Source organism: Vibrio navarrensis (assembly GCF_015767675.1).
GTDB lineage: Bacteria > Pseudomonadota > Gammaproteobacteria > Enterobacterales > Vibrionaceae > Vibrio.
In genome coordinates, this window is record NZ_CP065218.1 from 1,014,213 (window position 1) to 1,032,460 (window position 18,248).

General features: G+C 47.8%; 18 protein-coding genes. 12 read left to right on the forward strand and 6 right to left on the reverse strand.

Going from position 1 to position 18,248, the window contains the following annotated elements; translation table 11 throughout:
* The first annotated feature begins 1 nt into the window (after nt 1).
* The 3 genes from I3X05_RS21205 to arsJ are packed head-to-tail and all read left to right on the forward strand — an operon-like array spanning nt 2 to nt 2,787.
* The gene (locus I3X05_RS21205; RefSeq protein WP_193157456.1) at nt 2–1,003 is read left to right on the forward strand and encodes an ArsJ-associated glyceraldehyde-3-phosphate dehydrogenase; all 1,002 of its coding nucleotides are present in this window, start codon (nt 2–4) and stop codon (nt 1,001–1,003) included.
* Nucleotides 1,004–1,015: 12 nt separating this feature from the next.
* The gene (locus I3X05_RS21210; protein WP_193157455.1) at nt 1,016–1,513 is read left to right on the forward strand and encodes a cyclin-dependent kinase inhibitor 3 family protein; all 498 of its coding nucleotides are present in this window, start codon (nt 1,016–1,018) and stop codon (nt 1,511–1,513) included.
* 47 nt (nt 1,514–1,560) lie between these two features.
* Entirely contained in the window at nt 1,561–2,787 is a 1,227-nt protein-coding gene (gene arsJ, locus I3X05_RS21215) for an organoarsenical effux MFS transporter ArsJ (protein WP_171816716.1), read from the forward strand.
* Nucleotides 2,788–3,014: 227 nt separating this feature from the next.
* Here the strand turns inward: arsJ and I3X05_RS21220 are convergent, their stop codons facing one another.
* Complete coding sequence (locus tag I3X05_RS21220; protein WP_226972158.1) at nt 3,015–3,392, reverse strand: low molecular weight phosphatase family protein; 378 nt, start codon at nt 3,390–3,392, stop codon at nt 3,015–3,017.
* A gap of 455 nt (nt 3,393–3,847) precedes the next feature.
* Here I3X05_RS21220 and I3X05_RS21225 point away from each other — a divergent pair, with 455 nt between their 5' ends.
* Complete coding sequence (locus tag I3X05_RS21225; protein ID WP_226972156.1) at nt 3,848–4,225, forward strand: SirB2 family protein; 378 nt, start codon at nt 3,848–3,850, stop codon at nt 4,223–4,225.
* Between the two features lie 8 nt (nt 4,226–4,233).
* On the opposite strand, the gene I3X05_RS21230 is transcribed toward I3X05_RS21225, so the two are convergent.
* On the reverse strand, nt 4,234–5,445 hold the full coding sequence (locus I3X05_RS21230) for an MFS transporter (protein WP_193157454.1): 1,212 nt from the start codon (nt 5,443–5,445) through the stop codon (nt 4,234–4,236).
* Nucleotides 5,446–5,535: 90 nt separating this feature from the next.
* On the opposite strand from I3X05_RS21230, the gene I3X05_RS21235 reads away from it, so the two are divergent.
* The 6 genes from I3X05_RS21235 to I3X05_RS21260 all read left to right on the forward strand — a co-directional run bounded on the left by I3X05_RS21235 (nt 5,536) and on the right by I3X05_RS21260 (nt 12,026).
* The gene (locus I3X05_RS21235; protein ID WP_193157453.1) at nt 5,536–7,269 is read left to right on the forward strand and encodes an ABC transporter substrate-binding protein; all 1,734 of its coding nucleotides are present in this window, start codon (nt 5,536–5,538) and stop codon (nt 7,267–7,269) included.
* Between the two features lie 113 nt (nt 7,270–7,382).
* Nucleotides 7,383–8,129: a nicotinamide riboside transporter PnuC gene (gene pnuC, locus I3X05_RS21240; protein WP_045570118.1), complete on the forward strand. Its 747-nt coding sequence runs from the start codon at nt 7,383–7,385 to the stop codon at nt 8,127–8,129.
* Complete coding sequence (locus I3X05_RS21245; RefSeq protein ID WP_045570119.1) at nt 8,126–8,854, forward strand: nucleoside phosphorylase; 729 nt, start codon at nt 8,126–8,128, stop codon at nt 8,852–8,854. Before pnuC ends, I3X05_RS21245 begins: the two co-directional genes overlap by 4 nt.
* 155 nt (nt 8,855–9,009) lie before the next feature.
* The gene (locus I3X05_RS21250; protein WP_045570120.1) at nt 9,010–9,690 is read left to right on the forward strand and encodes a Crp/Fnr family transcriptional regulator; all 681 of its coding nucleotides are present in this window, start codon (nt 9,010–9,012) and stop codon (nt 9,688–9,690) included.
* Nucleotides 9,691–9,990: 300 nt separating this feature from the next.
* Nucleotides 9,991–10,953 (forward strand): DUF1852 domain-containing protein, encoded by a 963-nt coding sequence (locus tag I3X05_RS21255; protein ID WP_193167998.1) that lies wholly within the window; start codon nt 9,991–9,993, stop codon nt 10,951–10,953.
* Nucleotides 10,954–10,982: 29 nt separating this feature from the next.
* Complete coding sequence (locus I3X05_RS21260) at nt 10,983–12,026, forward strand: methionine synthase (RefSeq protein ID WP_045570122.1); 1,044 nt, start codon at nt 10,983–10,985, stop codon at nt 12,024–12,026.
* A gap of 46 nt (nt 12,027–12,072) precedes the next feature.
* On the opposite strand, the gene I3X05_RS21265 is transcribed toward I3X05_RS21260, so the two are convergent.
* A complete protein-coding gene (locus tag I3X05_RS21265; RefSeq protein ID WP_337971246.1) occupies nt 12,073–12,987 on the reverse strand; it encodes a GlxA family transcriptional regulator in 915 nt (304 codons plus the stop codon).
* 121 nt (nt 12,988–13,108) lie between these two features.
* Here I3X05_RS21265 and I3X05_RS21270 point away from each other — a divergent pair, with 121 nt between their 5' ends.
* On the forward strand, nt 13,109–13,633 hold the full coding sequence (locus tag I3X05_RS21270; protein ID WP_193168001.1) for a cysteine hydrolase family protein: 525 nt from the start codon (nt 13,109–13,111) through the stop codon (nt 13,631–13,633).
* A 127-nt stretch (nt 13,634–13,760) separates the two neighbouring features.
* Here I3X05_RS21270 and I3X05_RS21275 read toward each other — a convergent pair whose 3' ends face one another.
* Nucleotides 13,761–14,666, reverse strand: a complete 906-nt coding sequence (locus I3X05_RS21275; RefSeq protein WP_337971247.1) for a DMT family transporter — start codon at nt 14,664–14,666, stop codon at nt 13,761–13,763.
* Between the two features lie 87 nt (nt 14,667–14,753).
* Here I3X05_RS21275 and I3X05_RS21280 point away from each other — a divergent pair, with 87 nt between their 5' ends.
* The gene (locus I3X05_RS21280) at nt 14,754–15,662 is read left to right on the forward strand and encodes a LysR family transcriptional regulator (protein ID WP_337971248.1); all 909 of its coding nucleotides are present in this window, start codon (nt 14,754–14,756) and stop codon (nt 15,660–15,662) included.
* 63 nt (nt 15,663–15,725) lie between these two features.
* Here I3X05_RS21280 and I3X05_RS21285 read toward each other — a convergent pair whose 3' ends face one another.
* Together I3X05_RS21285 and nfsA are read right to left on the reverse strand one after the other, a co-directional pair.
* Entirely contained in the window at nt 15,726–17,030 is a 1,305-nt protein-coding gene (locus tag I3X05_RS21285) for a dicarboxylate/amino acid:cation symporter (RefSeq protein WP_045570126.1), read from the reverse strand.
* Between the two features lie 435 nt (nt 17,031–17,465).
* Complete coding sequence (nfsA, locus tag I3X05_RS21290) at nt 17,466–18,188, reverse strand: oxygen-insensitive NADPH nitroreductase (RefSeq protein ID WP_193168003.1); 723 nt, start codon at nt 18,186–18,188, stop codon at nt 17,466–17,468.
* Nucleotides 18,189–18,248 lie beyond the last annotated feature (60 nt).

Consider the following 18,248-nt stretch of genomic DNA (forward strand, 5'->3'; position numbering starts at 1 on the left):
GATGTCTATTAAAGTAGGAATTAATGGTTTTGGTCGTATAGGACGTTTAGCGCTGAGAGCGTCGTTTGATTGGCCAGAAATCGAGTTTGTTCAAATTAACGATGTGGCAGGTGATGCGGCAACCTTAGCCCATCTGCTTGAGTTTGACTCAGTGCAAGGGCGCTGGCATCACGAAGTGAGCAGTGAAGGTAACGCAATTGTCATCAATGGAAAAACCATCGCAGCCTCACAAGAAAAAGCCATCGATGCGGTAGATTGGTCAGGCTGTGACGTGGTGATTGAAGCAACGGGTAAACACCGTAAATCTGAGTTCCTGAATCTGTATCTGGAACAAGGCGTTAAGCGTGTTGTGGTTTCCGCGCCAGTGAAAGAAGATGGGATTGCTAACATCGTGGTTGGCGTGAACGATCGCATTTTTGACCCGGAAAAACACCAGATTGTGACCGCTGCTTCTTGTACCACCAACTGCATTGCCCCTGTGGTGAAAGTGATTCATGAGAAGTTGGGCATTGAGAAGTCGTCATTTACCACTATCCACGACCTCACTAACACCCAAACGATTTTAGATGCTCCGCATAAAGACCTTCGCCGTGCGCGTGCTTGTGGGATGAGCTTGATCCCAACGACCACAGGTTCTGCGAAAGCGATTATCGAAATTTTCCCTGAACTTAAAGGAAAAATTGATGGCCATGCAGTGCGCGTGCCGTTAGCTAACGCCTCTTTAACCGACATTATTTTTGATGTTAAGCGAGACACTACGGCTGAAGAGGTTAACGACTTACTTAAAGAAGCGTCGCAGAATGAACTGAAAGGCATTCTTGGCTTTGAGGAGCGTCCTCTTGTTTCTATTGATTACAAAGGCGACCAACGTTCAACGATTGTAGATGCGCTTTCGACCATGGTGGTCGGTAAACGCATGGTGAAAATTTACGCTTGGTATGACAATGAAATGGGCTACGCCACTCGTACCGCAGAGCTGGTTCGTAAAGTCGGCCTAGCATAAGGAAGCAAACAAATGACACATCCTACCTGGGAACTGCCTGTTGAAGACAATAACGCAGCGTTAGTACTGACGCCTTGTCCTGGCACCAAAGAAGCCTCGCTCACTGACAGCATTGAGCAGCTCAAGTCTCAAGGCGTAACCGTCGTTGTTACCGCACTAAGCACTCACGAAATGCAAGAAAAAGGCGTTGGTGACTTGCCAGACCTTGTTGAGAAAGCAGGCCTGCAATGGTTCCATACACCAATAGAAGATGACTGCGCACCCGATGAATCTTTCCAAGAACGCTGGAAAAAAATCTCCCCTTCTCTACACAAAGCGATAGAAAATGGCGAAAAGATTGCCATGCATTGCATGGGAGGTTCAGGGCGTACTGGTTTACTGGCTGCACATTTACTGCTCGAAAAGGGTTGGGAATTGCAAGAGGTCATCACCCATGTCCAATCACTGCGACCTGGGGCATTTACCAAGGATGTACAAGTCGAGTACATCCATCAATTTGTTAATCAGTAAACACCACAAAGAGCCGCCTTCAGCGGCTCTTTTTTAAGAGAGTGAATATGTTGTCTCAGCTCAACCAAAATGTCCGCCAGTACATGTTGGTCACATTTAACTATTGGAATTTCACCGTCACCGATGGTGCATTACGCATGCTGGTGGTGCTCTATTTCTATGATTTGGGGTATTCAAGCTTAGAGATTGCCTCCCTTTTTCTTTTCTATGAATTTTTTGGCGTTGTCACTAACCTGATTGGTGGCTGGCTTGGCGCTCGGCTTGGCTTAAATCGAACCATGAATATCGGTTTGGCTATGCAAATCATCGCCCTCTCAATGCTGGCCGTTCCCGCAAGTTGGCTCTCTATTCCATGGGTTATGGCGGCGCAAGCCTTGTCAGGTATTGCCAAAGACCTCAACAAGATGAGTGCCAAAAGTTCTATCAAAACGTTAGTCCCAGAGAATGCGCAAGGTGCATTGTATAAGTGGATAGCCATACTCACCGGCTCTAAAAATGCGTTAAAAGGGGCGGGATTCTTTTTAGGCGGTGCACTGCTTTCTCTGATTGGCTTTCAATACGCTGTCGCATCGATGGCAGGTGTGCTTCTGTTGGTCTTTATCGGCAGTGTCATTAGCCTTAAATCGGATTTGGGCAAAGCGAAAAATAAACCTAAGTTCTCTGAGATTTTCTCCAAGTCTAGCAGCGTGAACATTCTATCTGCTGCCCGTATGTTTTTGTTTGGTGCGCGTGACGTTTGGTTTGTGATTGCCCTGCCTATTTATCTCGGGTCTGTGTTTGGGTGGGATCACAGTGCAGTAGGTGGCTTCTTGGCTATTTGGGTTATCGGTTACGGAGTGATTCAAGGAATTGCGCCAAAGATAACCGGCAGTAAATCGGGGCATGCTCCAGATGGTAAAGCCGCCATCGCTTGGGCGTTGTTCCTGTCTGTCGTGACTGGCGTGATTGCTTATAGTGTGCAGCAGCAATGGCACCCAGAGGTGGTTATTGTGGTTGGACTAATGATTTTTGGTGCTGTGTTTGCGGTTAACTCATCACTACACTCGTACTTGATCGTCAGCTATGCCAAAGGCGATGGGGTTTCGTTGGATGTCGGCTTCTACTACATGGCAAACGCAATGGGACGCTTGATCGGCACGGTGCTCTCTGGGTGGGTGTTCCAAATGTGGGGATTCGCCGCCTGTCTATGGGTCTCCTTTGCCTTTTTGACATTAACCACCATCATTTCGTTTTGGTTGCCCATAGGTACAAATCAAAAACTGGCTCAGCAATAAATAAAACTAAGCAGATTTGTTCACCAATGCCAGCAATCGTAGCTGGCATTATTTTTTAACCTTAAGTCATGGAATAAGCGAGATCTGTAAAAAATCTTTAATGAAGTAGTATCAGTTCGTTACGCATACACTTATCTACATTGATTTTAGATCGAGCACATGCTGTTTTATTTCTTCAGAATCGAGATTTTGAAAATCGATGTTTGCAAGAGCTTCAATTCTTCGTTTTAGAGAGGAGTATACTTTATCGCACTGCTTGTTAAATTCGGAGACTGAAGTTTCATCATTAGGCAATGGCTCAAGATCCCAAGCAACCGAATACCTGCTGATAACCAGTTTGGGCAAGTTTCATTATGCATTGTGTCACACACAGTAATTATTAGATCTGGATGGAAGCTCAGCCTTTCTTCCCATGAAGTGCTGTGAAACTCAGAGGCATCAAAACCATGCATATCAAGGTATTGTGCAATACGAGGATTGATCTGACCCTTAGGGTGGCTACCACCACTTGCGATTTGGAAATTTTCAGGCAGGTATTTTTTTGTAATTGCTTCAGCCAAAATGCTTCTGCTTGCATTATGTTTGCACACAAATAATATTTTCATCAATTGCCCTGTGGATGTTTAGGATTACTAAATTCGACATTTATCATGCTTTCATTACAGTTTGTTGACTATTGAAAATAGGCATGAATTAACTCATAGAAATACGCAGAGAAAGCTAGTTGTCTGCACTATCAATCAATATTGCACTCTAAATTTTGCCATACTTTAGGTAATTGATGATTTGCTAAATTAGAACGCCATATAAAACAGTTCTGTCCAAAAACGAGTGAGATCCCGCTCTTCTTACTCGGTCACATCCCTCCACGAGCAACCTAAAACTGCACTCGAGATCGATTGAATCTCACCATGATCTCTGTGGCTAATTTGTAATCAAATTGGCTTTTGGTAAACATCAATAAGTCATTTTAATAACACTTGATTTACATCAAGGTGGCTGACAGAAAGAGTAATTACTTTAAACAACCGTTTAAATGTGCTTCATGTTAAGGATGACTATGTACTTACTACTGCTAAAAGCCCATGTGGGCTTGATTTTACTCAGTTTTTTCAGTTTTGCTCTGCGCACCTACTGGGGATACCGTGGCTCGGCATGGCTGGAGAGTGAGCTGGCATTCAAAGCGCACAAAGTAATTACTCTAACCATGCTGCTGTCGGCGCTAGTGTTGTGTGTAACCATCAATCAGTATCCGTTTACCGATGCGTGGCTGACAGAAAAGTTGTTGCTGTTGGTTGCGTATGTGGCATGTGCCATGTTGGCGTTTAAGCCGAAACTCAACCGCCAACTGCGAACTGTGTTTACCTCCGTCACTTGCATACTGTTCGTGATGATTTTCTACATCGCGAAAACGCATGCGCCGATTGCGTTAAGCTGAGTGCGCCGCTACGCGAGGCTTCTCACTCGGCTCAAGCCAAGAACTAGCGCAGTGAGAAGCTGAACGCAGCAGCACGCAATAAACAGGGCATTCATGCCAACGCTTGCCACTAAGTAACCCGATGCGGCTAGGCCAATTGGCATGAGTAGCTTAAACAGCGAACCAGTAATTCCGGCGACACGGCCTAAATGCGCTTCGGCAAACGCTTCTTGACGATAACTCCAAATGCAAATGCTGCTGTACAAGCCAATGGCGGAGACCCAAGCAAAAGCGATGGCGAGAGAAACGACTCCCGGTGCGATGAGCGGAATAAGAAAACCAAACGACTCGAGACAAATGGAAAGCAGCAGCAATTTTCCCAGCCCGATGCGGCGGCGCACTTTATCGGCACTGAACGAACCTAGTAGACCACCCAAACCAGACGCGGCAATCAGGTAGCTCACTTCTACGGAGTTGAGTGCCAACTGCGCTTTGGCAAAATAGAGCGCTTGGATCCAAAACACCGAGCCTGTGGTGTTGATCACCATCACGGCCAAGGTGATGTACCACATCGCGGTTTCTGCGCGCAGGATCTGCCAGCCCTGGTAAAGTGAACGCCAAACACTTGGGTGTGATTTTACAGGGCTAGGGGTTAATTCGAGTCTTTGCAACTGCCAAAACGCCAATCCCAGCAACAGTGCCACCGCGAGAAATACGTGATGAATGGCGGAAAGCAACATCAATGCGCCCGAAAGCACTGGCCCGACGGTTTCCATAAAACTGTTGAGTGCGCTCATTCTAGCGGTCGCGGTATTTTGCCTCTCCTGCGCCAGCGCATTTTTCATCATCGCAATGCGCGCATTGTGATAGCCGTAGTTACACGCCATCATCACAAACGCGGCGGGAAAAAGCACCCACAGCGGCTCTTCAAGAGTTTCGACCGCCCAGTAAGACGCCAGCACGACGCCTACTTGACCAAGCAACATCGCCTGCGACCAGCGTTTTTTATCTACCCGGTCAACCCAAACGCCAATAAACAGCGCCAGCAGTAAATTGGGTAAGAACTCCACCGCGCGCATCCAGCCCATCATCTGGGAGGATTGGGTTAACTCATAGACCAGCAGCGGCAGGGCCAAATTGTAAATCTGACCGCCGAAAGCGACAAAAAAAGCGCTGGAAAAGAGGATAACAAACGGGCGACTGCGCCAAATAGAAATGTGTGTCTCGGCTAACGTATTCATCAATCTTTCCTTTCTTCCTGAAATGATGGGGTTATTATCGTGAGGAAAAGATGAAGAAAAATAGAAATACAAAAATAGGATTTCACCTTTATGCGTTATTGGCAGGCACTCGCGTTTTGTCGCGATCAATTGGTGCAAGATGAGTGGAGAGCGGTCTCATTAGATCGTTTTAGTGAAGCGTTGGGATGCACTCGGCGCAATGCGCAGTTGGTGATTAAACGGCTGGTGAAAGAGCAGATCCTCGATTGGCAAGCCGGTGTTGGGCGAGGCAATCTGCCGCAAGCTAAGTTGCTGAAAAGGGTCGATGCGCGCCTTAAGCGCCAAGCCGAAAACTACCTAAAAGTGGGGCAGATTGAACCCGCGATTTCGCTGCTGCCTGAGCAAGAGCGTTCGTCGTTTTTAGGTGGCTATCTGGCTCAGTATCAGTCCAAGCCAAGTGACAGAGATATTTTGCAGATCCCCTTTTATCGTGCGACACACGGGCTTGACCCTATTTCTATCAGCCGCCGCACAGAGCATCATATTGCCAGCTATCTCTACGCGAGATTAATCCACTTTGAGCACAAAAGCGCTGAGTTTCGCTGCGATCTCGCCCAGCTTTACCAGCTACGTGGCGATACACTGACGGTGGTGCTGCGCAAACATCTCTATTTTCATGATGGCAGTGAGCTTACCGCGCACAGCGTGAAAGCGCACTTTGAACGTTTAATCGGTTCGCATTCTGGCAGTCGGCCGCTGTTTGATTTTATTGACGAGGTGATCGTCGATGGTGAGCGGCAATTGCGTTTTATCAGTCATCAGATGCCTCGGCTGTTGCCCAAGCTCTTAGCGCACACGGCAATGGGCATAAGCAAGGAGTCGGGGCAAAAACGGTTCGGCGCAGGGCCATTTATGTTAGTTGAACAAAATGAGTGGCGAACTTTGCTCAGTGTGTTTCCGCGCTACCATGGCTATCGCCCGTGGATTGATGGCATTGAAATATGGAATCTTGGCGCCAATGCCAAAGAGTTTACCTTGCACAGCGATGTGGCACATGGGCGTGAGGTGAGGAAATACGGCAGCGAAGGGTTTGTGGCTAAGCGCCAGTGGGAACCGGGTTGTGTTTATGCCATGTTGAATCCTCAGCGCCACTCTTGGATGGCCGTCACTGAACATCGCGCTTGGCTACAAGGGTTGCTGTCAACCATGTTGCCGCCTTCTGATTTGGAGGGGGAAGTTCTCGCCAAAGCCCAAGGAATGATGGGTCAACCAGACCTTTCTCCAGCGAGTGTGGAGCAGCCTCATCCCCTTCTGGCTGGCCTCAATTTAAGCCTGCCTCGGTCACCATTAAATATACTGACCTATCAACTGAGCACTCACATTGCGGTGGCGGAGCAGGTGGCGAGCCAGCTAAGTTCGGTTGGTATTGGTTGCAATATTGAGGTTTTGCCATTTCCCGAGTTCGACAATGAAAAACGACTTGCAGAAGCCGATATCATCATCTCGGGTGAAGTTTTTAGTGATGACAGTGACATGTCGTGGCTTGGCTGGCTGCTCTGTACTTCCTCAGTTAATGCATGCTTAAGCGCTGACAACAAACATTGGTTGAAGCAGCAAGCCGTGGAGATAATGAAGCAAGAAATAGCAGAATGTCGCTTAGCGCGCTTTGATAGTTTAGAGCGCGAGCTGGTGGAACGGGGTTTGTACCAACCGCTCTACCATACCCAGCAGGATCTTAACCTCTCTGAGCATATTGCAGCGCCAGATCTGCTTGCCAATGGTTGGATCGATTTTAGCCAAGTGGTGATCATGCCAAAGCCAGATCATGGAGTGGCCCGTCAGTAATTTAGCCGGAAGTATGATCGCTAACGCCTCAAGGGGGACAAATGTCCTCTCTCAATGATGCCGACAGCCACTAACATCAGCTTATCCAATACGTTTTAACAAAAGGAGCTCATATGGAGCTGTTCTCCCTATTCGATATCAATAATACACTGGTGAATATCCCGATTGGCGACGGTTACGCCATGAGCTGGATTGAAGCCATTGGCACTGTCTTTGGTTTGCTGTGTATCTGGTTTGCTAGTCAAGAAAAAACCATCAATTACCTGTTTGGTTTGATAAACGTGACACTATTTGCAGTGATCTTCTTTCAAATCCAACTCTACGGATTGCTTTTGCTACAACTGTTTTTCTTCTGTGCCAATGTGTATGGCTGGTATGCGTGGACACGACCGAATGCCGAAGGCGATTTGCTGGAAGTCCGTTGGCTCAGCCAGAAAAAAATGATGATCACGGGCGCCATCTGCGTCTGTGCGATTGCGCTTTTGACGGTTTATATTGATCCATTCTTCTACGCCTTGGCCAACATCGCAGTGGATGCTCTGAATCTCTTTGGGGCTGGGTTATCAGAGCCAGCTTTAGAGCCGGATGCGTTTCCGTTCTGGGATTCCACTATGACTGTGCTGTCGATTGTGGCGCAAATCCTTATGACCCGGAAATACGTGGAAAACTGGATTTTGTGGGTCGTGATCAACATCATCAGCGTAGGCATCTATGCCATGCAAGGGGTATACGCGATGTCACTTCAATACGCGATTCTTATGTTTATTGCCGCGAATGGTACGCGGGAATGGGCGCGCACGGCAAAGCGAAATCAAGCTCAACAGCCATCTGACAAACCCGTTGATGAGGCGGTCGCATGAATAAACAGCCCCATCTGTGTGTCGATGAAAGCCAAGTGGCAGCACGCGTGATTGTCTGCGGTGAGCCGAATCGAGCCAATCGTATTGCTGGCTTACTCGATAACGCCGAACTGATAGCGGAAAATCGTGAATACCGCTTATTCAACGGTAAGTACCAAGGACAAGCCATTACCGTGTGCAGCACGGGTATTGGTGCGCCTTCGATGATCATCGCGGTGGAAGAGCTTAAGCAATGCGGCGCGAAATACATCATTCGTGTTGGTTCGGCAGGTGCGATGCAGCCCAATATTGCTTTAGGTGAGGTGATTGTTGCCGAAGGGGCGGTTCGCGATGAAGGCGGCTCAAAAGCTTATATCCGTGCGGCTTACCCAGCGTATGCGAGTTTTTCGTTACTAAAGGGGCTTGATGGTTATCTGCAAACGCAAGCGGTGCCTTACCATATGGGCGTTGTGCGCTCTCATGACAGTTTCTATACCGATGACGAAGACGCCCTATGCCAATACTGGAATCAGAAGGGTATCTTAGGTGCGGATATGGAAACGTCGGCCTTGTTTACCGTTGGGCGTCTGCGCGGGTTACAGGTTGCTTCGGTACTCAACAACGTGGTTCGATACCAACAAGATGTCAAAGAAGGGGTAAACCAGTACGTGAATGATGATGACGCCATGATGGTAGGTGAAAAGCGCGCATCCCTAGCGGCATTAGAAGCGCTGCTTGCGGTTTAGTGTAGGTAGCCAATCACCCTAAACGACAAAACGGTGTCTTCGGATGCCGTTTTGTCGTTTAGGCTTGTTGTCAGCTCTCATTCTCGTAGACAGATGAGTGACATCATAAGGCTGGAAACGTAGTCTCTTCCATCAGTGCAACACAGAGGTACAAGATGAGAATCAACCCCTACCCAACAGGCCGCTTTGCTGCTTATTTGACAGAGCAAAGCAAAGCGTTTCGCGAGCTGATCTACCGTTGCCAAGTGAGTAGCCACTATGTGGATGCAGGGACGGAAATTCTCCGTCAGGGGGAGAAGCTGGAACAGCTTTTTGTGGTGCCAGTGGGGCGTGTTTCCATGAATATTATCGCGGCAAACGGCCGACGTTTTCAGCTTGGTGAAGCCAATTGCGATGACCATATTTTTGGTGAGATGGAATTTTTTACCCAAACCCCGTGCCAGTGGACGGTGACCGCCGATGAACATTTGCAAGTGGATCTTATATGCATTCACCGCTTGACTCAGGCTCTTGAGCAATACCCTGAAATGATGGTGTTTTTTGCTTCAGCACTGGCAGAAGATTATCAAGATTCAATGGAGATCTACACCAGCCGATTACTGCATCCTATCGCTTACAATATCGCCTTTGACTTACTGCAACAAAAAGAGCGCCCCGTGATGTTGGGTGGGTTTGATAAAGTGAACCAAGAAGCGGAACGATTTGGCACCTCAAGCCGTGTTTATCGCCGAGCGGTAAAAGAGCTAATAGAGAAAGGCCTTGTTCGCAAAGGTGATCATGGCTTAGAGATTATTGACGAAGGGCAGCTCAGGCGTTTTCTTGAGAGCAGTGAATAGGAGGCATCCCAACGAGTAAGTTCACAGACAGTTCTTCACTATCCCCCAGCGGTGTTCATTGCGGCCGATTCTTTGCTCATTCCAATAGACATGAATATTTCTCATGTTCAGCATGAAGTAAAACCATTTCTTTTATTCTGCTTTCACCAGTATAAAAATAGTTAGAGCACAACCTGTAACGATATAAAAAATAGAACGTCATCTCTTTGTTCGAAAAGAAAAAGGACTGTGCAGGTTTGAAAATAAAAAAGGCCACATCGGGAATAAGCCTATTTATACTTTGGAATTGGATAACAGAACATGATTTTTAATATTAAAAGTATCGGGTTTAATGAGAACTATCATCCCGCAGACAATACACGTGTTACGACCAACTTTGCCAATTTAGCACGAGGAGAGTACCGCCAAGAAAATCTGCGTAATGCACTACAAATGATTGACAGTCGATTTAATTCGTTAGCCCATTGGGATAACCCCAAAGGCGATCGCTATTCGGTTGAGTTAGAAATTATTTCTGTTGATCTTGATATTGAAAGTAAAGGTGACAGTTTTCCATCGATTGAAATTCTAAAGACCAATATTGTTGATCATAAAACCAATCAACGTATTGAAGGTATCGTCGGAAATAATTTCTCATCTTACGTGCGAGACTATGATTTTAGTGTGTTGTTATTGGATCATAACAAGCAACAGACTAAGTTTAGTATTCCAGAAAACTTTGGCGACTTGCACGGCAAGCTCTTTAAGTGCTTTGTCCACTCCGATGCTTATAAAAACCGCTTTAAAAAGCGTCCGGTCATCTGCTTAAGTGTATCGGATAATAAAATCTATCACCGCATTGAAAATCAACACCCGGTGTTGGGATATGAATATCAGCCCAATGAATCTTCGTTGACGGAGCAATATTTCAGAAAGATGGGCCTACAAGTGCGTTATTTTATGCCGCCGAATAGTGTTGCACCGTTTGCTTTCTATTTCTTTGGTGATTTGCTCAATGACTACACCAATCTTGAGTTGATTAGCACCATCAGTACTATGGAAACGTTCCAAAAAATCTACCGACCAGAAATTTATAATGCCAACGCGGTAGCAGGAAAAATCTATCAACCCAATTTGAAAAACACCGACCACTCATTAACTCAAATTGTCTATGACCGAGAAGAGCGCAGCCGATTAGCGATTGAACAAGGCAAATTTGCCCAAGAGTATTTCATCAAACCTTACCAAGCTCTCCTAGAGCAGTGGTCTGCGCAATACGCATAATAAATAACAAAATATAAGTGGCCTTTGATATGAAAACATTATTACCAACGTCAACTGCGGGCAGTTTGCCGAAACCTTCTTGGCTAGCAGAACCGGAAAAATTATGGTCTCCATGGAAACTGCAAGGAGAAGAACTCGCCAATGGTAAGCAGGATGCGCTGCGCATTGCACTGCAAGAGCAACAACACGCTGGAATCGATATCGTTAGCGATGGCGAGCAAACTCGACAGCATTTTGTTACAACCTTCATTGAGCACCTGAGCGGCGTTGATTTTGAGAATCGCAAAACGGTGAGGATCCGCAATCGCTATGACGCCAGCGTACCGACAGTATTCGGACCTGTGGCACGTCTCAAACCGGTGTTTGTCGAAGATGCGAAGTTCTTACGCCAGCAAACCACTCAGCCGATTAAATGGGCTTTGCCCGGCCCGATGACCATGATCGATACGCTGTATGATGACTACTATCAAAGCCGGGAAAAACTGGCTTGGGAGTTTGCTAAAATCCTCAATCAAGAAGCGAAAGAGTTAGAAGCGGCAGGGGTGGACATTATCCAGTTTGATGAACCAGCATTTAATGTGTTTTTTGATGAGGTTAACGATTGGGGAATTGCCTGTTTAGAGCGGGCGATTGAGGGGCTGAAATGCGAAACGGCCGTGCATATTTGCTATGGCTATGGAATCAAAGCCAATACCGATTGGAAAAAGACGCTGGGTACAGAGTGGCGACAGTATGAAGAAGTTTTCCCTAAGTTGCAGAAATCGAACATCGATATCATTTCACTCGAATGCCACAACTCGCGTGTGCCGATTGAACTGCTTGAACTGGTGCGCGGGAAAAAAGTGATGGTTGGGGCGATCGATGTGGCAACCGATACGATTGAAAGTGCTGAAGAGGTCGCGCAGACGCTACGCCAAGCGTTGCAGTTTGTCGATGCCGACAAACTGTACCCATGTACTAACTGTGGTATGGCGCCTTTGTCTCGCGAGGTTGCCAGAGGCAAGCTCAATGCGTTACGCGCCGGTGCTGAAATTGTGCGACAAGAGCTGCTGAAAGAGCATCCTTGCTTGTAGTTGACAACAACATTTCCCCCTAAAAAGCGGCATCACGCCGCTTTCACTACATAAATCGGTGACGAAACGCCTTTGGGGTGAGGCCCATGGTTTTGATAAACACCTTGCGGCATGCACTGGTGTCTTCGTAGCCGACTTGTCGAGCAATGACCTCAAACGAGAGTTGTGAGCTTTCCAGCAGATCGCACGCTTTTTGTATTCTCAGGCGCTGCAAATAGTGGTTTGGATTGTAACCTGTCGCCTTGAGAAACCGCCTTTGCATGGTTCGCTCGGTGAGGTGAAACTGCGTGGCGATGGCTTGAATGCTCAAAGGTTGGCCGTATTCCAGATTCATCATCTGCTGAATCGCCACGACAACCTGATCACCATGCAGGAGAGACGGAGTAAACTGCTGATAATAGCGCTGTTCCCTTAGCGCAGTGTCAACCACCAACTGTTTTCCAAGCTGACGCATCACCTTCACGGAAGTGTATTTGGTTACTAGCTCAAAACCGAGATCCAGCCAAGACATCATGCCGCCAGCGGTTATTACATCACCATGATCGACCAATATTTGGCTGATATCTAAAGGAATATCAGGGTATTTCAATTGGAAGAGATCCGACAGACCCCAGTGCGTGGTCACCGTTCTGCCAGCCAAAATCTGGGTTGCCGCCAGTACGAAGGAGCCAGCACAAGCTGATGCCAATACCGCTCCTTGGTTATGCTGTGCTTTGAGCCAATCAATCAGCGTCGTTTCTGGGTTGAGATAGAAATCACTTTGTGTGCTTGGTGGCAGCAGGACGACATTAAAACGACTTGGTTGCTGAGTGGTTCCATCCACAATGACAGGAAGAAACTCGACTTCAATCCCCGATTGGTCGCAAATTCGGTTGGCCATGAGAAACAGCTCTTGCAAGCCATAAATGGCGGATTTTAAAGCATGCGGATAGTGGCAGATGGCGATGGCAATTTGTTTCATTGTGTTTATCAGAGAATTGTCGTTTTTAACCCTTTTTATGTCATTAAAGACGCTGATGCAAGGGCGAAGAATCGACGACAATGTGTATCTCATTGCCACAACGCATCATTTGGAGACGCTAATGACCAAGAAAGCACTGCTTGTCATCGACCTACAGAATGACTATTTCCCTCACGGAAAGTACCCACTTTGGAACACTGAGCAGACGTTAAATCAGGTGAAAACAGCGATAGCAAGGGCGAAAGCGCAGAACATCGAGGTGATTCATGTTCAGCATATTGCTGACCCGGAGAAAGGGATCGCGCCGTTTTTTAATCAAGGTACGCAAGGAAGTGATATTCATGCTGAGATCCTCGCCGCCGCGCCAGAAGCAGCAGTGGTAACTAAACGCTTTGCTGACAGTTTCGAACAAACGAATCTCGATGAACTGCTGAAAAAGCAGGGTATTAGTGAGCTTTTGCTTTGCGGAATGATGACGCAAAACTGCGTCACCCACACTGCCATATCGAAAGCTGCGGAGAAATACAAAGTTGCCATTTTGGCGGACTGCTGCACCACGGTGGACGAAATGATCCACAACATCGCGCTCAACGCCGTTTCGCTGCGCGTGCCTCTGGTGACGATGGCTCAAGTGTTGCCTGCATGATTGTTGCTCTAAGTCGTCTGTTGCTGCTTTTTGCTATCAGATGAGCTTCGACATGTGACCATTTAAAAAGCGAGTAGCCACTCGCTTTTTACCTTCCAGCTGCTTCTTTAAACCAAAGGACAACTCATTAATTTTCCCGCATCGATGTTGTTATCACACTCAGCAAAATCAATCCGCCACCGAGAAATTGCAGCGCGGTGAGAGATTCTTGTAACCACACCATGGCGAAGAGAGCGCCAAACAGCGGTTCACTCCCCATCAAAAGGGCGACGCGAGTGGGAGAAGTTTTGCGCACCGCGTAGTTTTGTACAAAAAAGGCAAACAAAGTACAAAACAGCACTAAATAGCTAAGGGTGAGCCAGAATTCCAATTTGGTCGGTAAGGTTATCGCCGAGGTCGGCAGATAGAAAATGGCGGCGAGTATGGCGCAGATCGCGACAACTAAGGATTGCAACGCGGTGAGTGTGGTGGTGGTGAGCTGCTTGCCTTCTGTAAAGCGTTTGGTACTGGTCACCATCAAGGCGCGCAGGGAAGCCGCAGCGAGAATCAAGTAGTCACCGGTGTTTAACGCGAGGTTAAGCCCTTTATTGTTGGTCAGCAATAGCACTCCCACAAGGCTGCACAAGGTCAACCCGAGCAGAGCCGAACTAATGCGCTTTTTGTTGATGGTGAGTTCAGCAAAGGCGGTCATAATGACGCTCAAACTGATCAAAAAGGCCGCGTTAGAAGCAGAGGTTTGTGATACGCCAAGGACTTCACAAAGAAAAATGGCCGCAAGAATGAGCCCTGTTGGTAAGGCGCTCAACCAATCTTGATTCAGCCCGCGGCGGAAATCTCGTATCGCTAAGGGGAGCAAGCAGAGAAAAGTCATTGAGAAGCGAATCGCGATAAACAGCAGTACGCTGGTAAAAACAAGCGCGCTTTTGGTCAACCCATAACTGGTTCCCCAAAACAATGCGACCAGCAGTAGCAGGCATTCGGTAAGAGGAAGCTTGGTCGATGGTCTAGATAGCGAACTCGCGGCACTGGTCATGGTTTTCTCCTGATAAATTGACCCGTTCAGTATCCATAAGTAACTTATGTGAAACAATGCACTGCCAATGCAAAGGATAATTGCGTAATGGATACAAATAGACTGATTTCACTGCTGTCTGAAATGGCAGTATTCGCCAGTGTGGTTGAAGCGGGCGGTTTCTCCGCCGCAGCGCAGAAACTCGGTGTGGCGCCCTCATCGATTAGTCGTTCGGTGACGCGTTTGGAAAACGCATTGCAAGAGAAGTTACTTGAGCGAACCACGCGGCAAATGCGTTTGACTGCCTGTGGTCAGCAAGTCTATCTGCTCTGCAGCGACATGATGAGCGCCGCCAAACTGGCGGTGTCAGCGGCACAAAGCGAGAAAGATCAAGTGTCGGGCATGTTGCGTATCGCCGCGCCGAAAGCCTTGTCGCGTCAAGTGTTAACGCCAGTATTACTGAACTTCATTGAGGACTATCCAAAAGTTTCACTGCAATTGAAAGTCGCCGATCACTATATCGATCCAATCGGCGATGAAGTGGATGTGATCATCCACATCACCGAGCAACCAGTCCAAGGGTTGGTGGCTCGTAGCTTAGGTCGCTGCCGCTTGGTGCTGTGTGCAAGCCCAGAGTATTTGCAGCAGCAAGGCAAGCCGAATCATCCAGATGATTTAGTGGGCCACAACTGTTTGTGTTTGGGAGAAAACCCGCGAGATCGAGTGTGGGATTTTTATCAAGCAGAACAAAAAGTATCGGTGAATGTGCGAGGATCACTGACAGTGAATCACAGTGAAATTCGCCGTGAAGCGGTGCTGAGTGGATTTGGAATTTCGCTGTTTCCGCAGTTTGTGGTTCGTGAGGATCTGGCCTCAGGACAACTGGTGCCGGTGCTGGCGGATTGGCAGCTTGGCGGAAGATACCAAGGGACGATTTGGGCGCAATACGCGCAATCAAAGTACATTCCAAACCAGATCAAAGCCTTGGTTGACTATTTACAGCAACGTCTGAAGTGAGTGCCTAGAGAGGAAAAAAAGAAACCTCCGCCAAGGGCAGAGGTTTCGATGCAAAGAGAGAAATTATGCGTCAGCGCGTTTTAAATGCACTTCTTCTTCTTTCTCGCCCGCTTTGGGATCGGCAAAACGTTCAATGTCCAGCGCACCTTCTGATTTCGCCACAATCACTGAGACACACGCGTCACCGGTAATGTTTACGGCGGTGCGGATCATATCCAGCAGACGGTCGACACCCATGATCAGCGCGATGCCTTCCAGCGGCAAGCCAACTTGGTTCAACACCATCGCCAGCATCACAAGACCAACACCCGGAACGCCAGCGGTACCGATAGAGGCCAAAGTGGCGGTCAGGATAACCATCAGATAGTCACCCATGCTGAGATCGATGTTAAACGCCTGAGCAATAAACGCGGTCGCCACACCTTGCATGATCGCAGTACCGTCCATGTTGACTGTTGCGCCAAGCGGAACCGTGAATGAGGCAATTTTATTGTCCACGCCAAGACGGTTTTTCACTGTTTCCATGGTGGCAGGGATGGTGGCGTTAGACGATGCGGTTGAAAACGCAAACATGATGGCATCTTCCATTTTCTTTAAGAAAGTCAACGGGCTTAGTCCGGTAAAGCCTTTGAGCATCAAGCTGTAAGTCACCAAACCGTGGATGAGCAGCGTTGCGGTCAAGACTAGGAAGTATTCTCCTAGGTTGATAATTGCGCCCAAACCAAGACCGGTGAAAAGTTTCGCCATCAGGAAGAACACGCCGTAAGGGGCTAGGTTCATCAGTAGCGCGACCAGCTTCATGATCACTTCGTTTAAATCAGAGAAGATTGCCGCAATGCGCTCACCCGGTTTACCCGCAGCACTGATGGCAATACCAAACAGCAGCGCAAAGACGATGACCTGAAGAGTTTTGCCTTCGGCCATGGCACTGATTGGGTTGGTTGGGAACATATCGATGATCACTTGACCCAATGACGGTGCTTCAGCCGATTTAAACGAGCTGGCTGCCGTTAGATCGGCACCTGCACCAGGTTGGAACAAGTTGCCCATGGTCAAGGCGAGTGTGATCGCGACGGCCGTGGTGGTGATGTAAAACGCGAGGGTTTTTCCGCCCATACGACCCAATGTTGAAAGGTCTTTCAATGAGCTGGTACCACAAACGAGAGAAACAAAAATGAGTGGTACAACGAGCATTTTCAGGCTGGCAATAAAGATCTTGCCGCCCACTTCAAATAGTCCATTAACTATATATGCATCGACAAATCCATTGTCAGCAAATAGCGCGCGAATCGCGAATCCAGTCAAGATACCCGCAATCATGCCAAGAATTACACGGCCGGTTAGCGACATCGGTTTCTTGGTATTCATATGAACACTCCTTATAGTTATGCACCTTGAGTTCATTTCAAGGTGAGCAGCAGGGTAGCAGCGTCCGTTAAAAATAAAAAAGTAAATTGACCAATTGGATTAATAGATGTGATCCATCTCACCAAGGTTTTATAGGTATTCACAATGTGATAACAAAGATTGTCAGAATATTTATCTGCTAAATCATAGGATTTATCTTTTTTATCGCTCGATATACAAATGGTGAAATTCTTACCAGATGATAATCACTATGCATATCAGGCTTGCTTTTGCATAACTAATCGAAATTTATGCACTATCAGAGAGGGAAGAGTAGCTCAGAGCCGTAGTCAGGTAACCAGTGACAAGCGGGTTATGGCGAGAGAATGCAAAATAAACGGCAGAGGGGGGGCGCTCTGCCGTGAAGAAAACGTCTTAATGCGATTGGCGACAGGACTAGCGCTTTGTCAGCCCCTTGCTGTGTAGGTAAGGCAAAATATGTGGGCGTGATTCGCCAGCCAATTTGCTGGTCACTTGCTCAGACCACGTCACCTGTTTCTGGTTGGATGAGCGTTTGCCGTAGTACTCCAGCATGGTTTGATCGTACTGCTCAACTTGTGCGCGATCCAATGGTTGATAGTGATTTTCATGCAACACCACCGACAGAGGCAAGCGCGGCTTAATTTCAGGCGTTTGATCGGGATGGCCCAAGCACATACCAAACAACACAGCGCAATGCTGAGGAAGCTGCAACAACTGGTCAACTTCTGCCGCGCGGTTACGCAGTCCACCGATATATACCCCGCCAAGCCCCATCGACTCGGCCGCGAGCAGACAGTTTTGCGCCATGATCCCCGCGTCGATGGCCCCAATTAGTGTCAGTTCTGTGAAGTCGGCTTGCACCTCTGGGTTGAGCTCGGCATGGCGTTGATAGTCGATACAGAACACCAAAAACTCGGCGGCACTTTGCACGTAGGCTTGCTGCCCGGCCAGCTCGGCCAAGGTGGCTCGTTTGTCGTTGTCAGTCACGCGGATCACCGACACCACTTGCAATAAGCTGGAAGAAGAAGCAGCAAGCCCTGCGCGCAGAATCGCCTCGAGCTGCTCTGAGCTGATCGGCTGTTGGGTAAATTTACGGATGGAACGATGCGCGAGCATGGTTTCGATAACGTTATTCATAGCAGAGTCCTTCGCGTCAAACATTGGCAGACTTTATCCCGATTTTCCGGGGATGTCGAA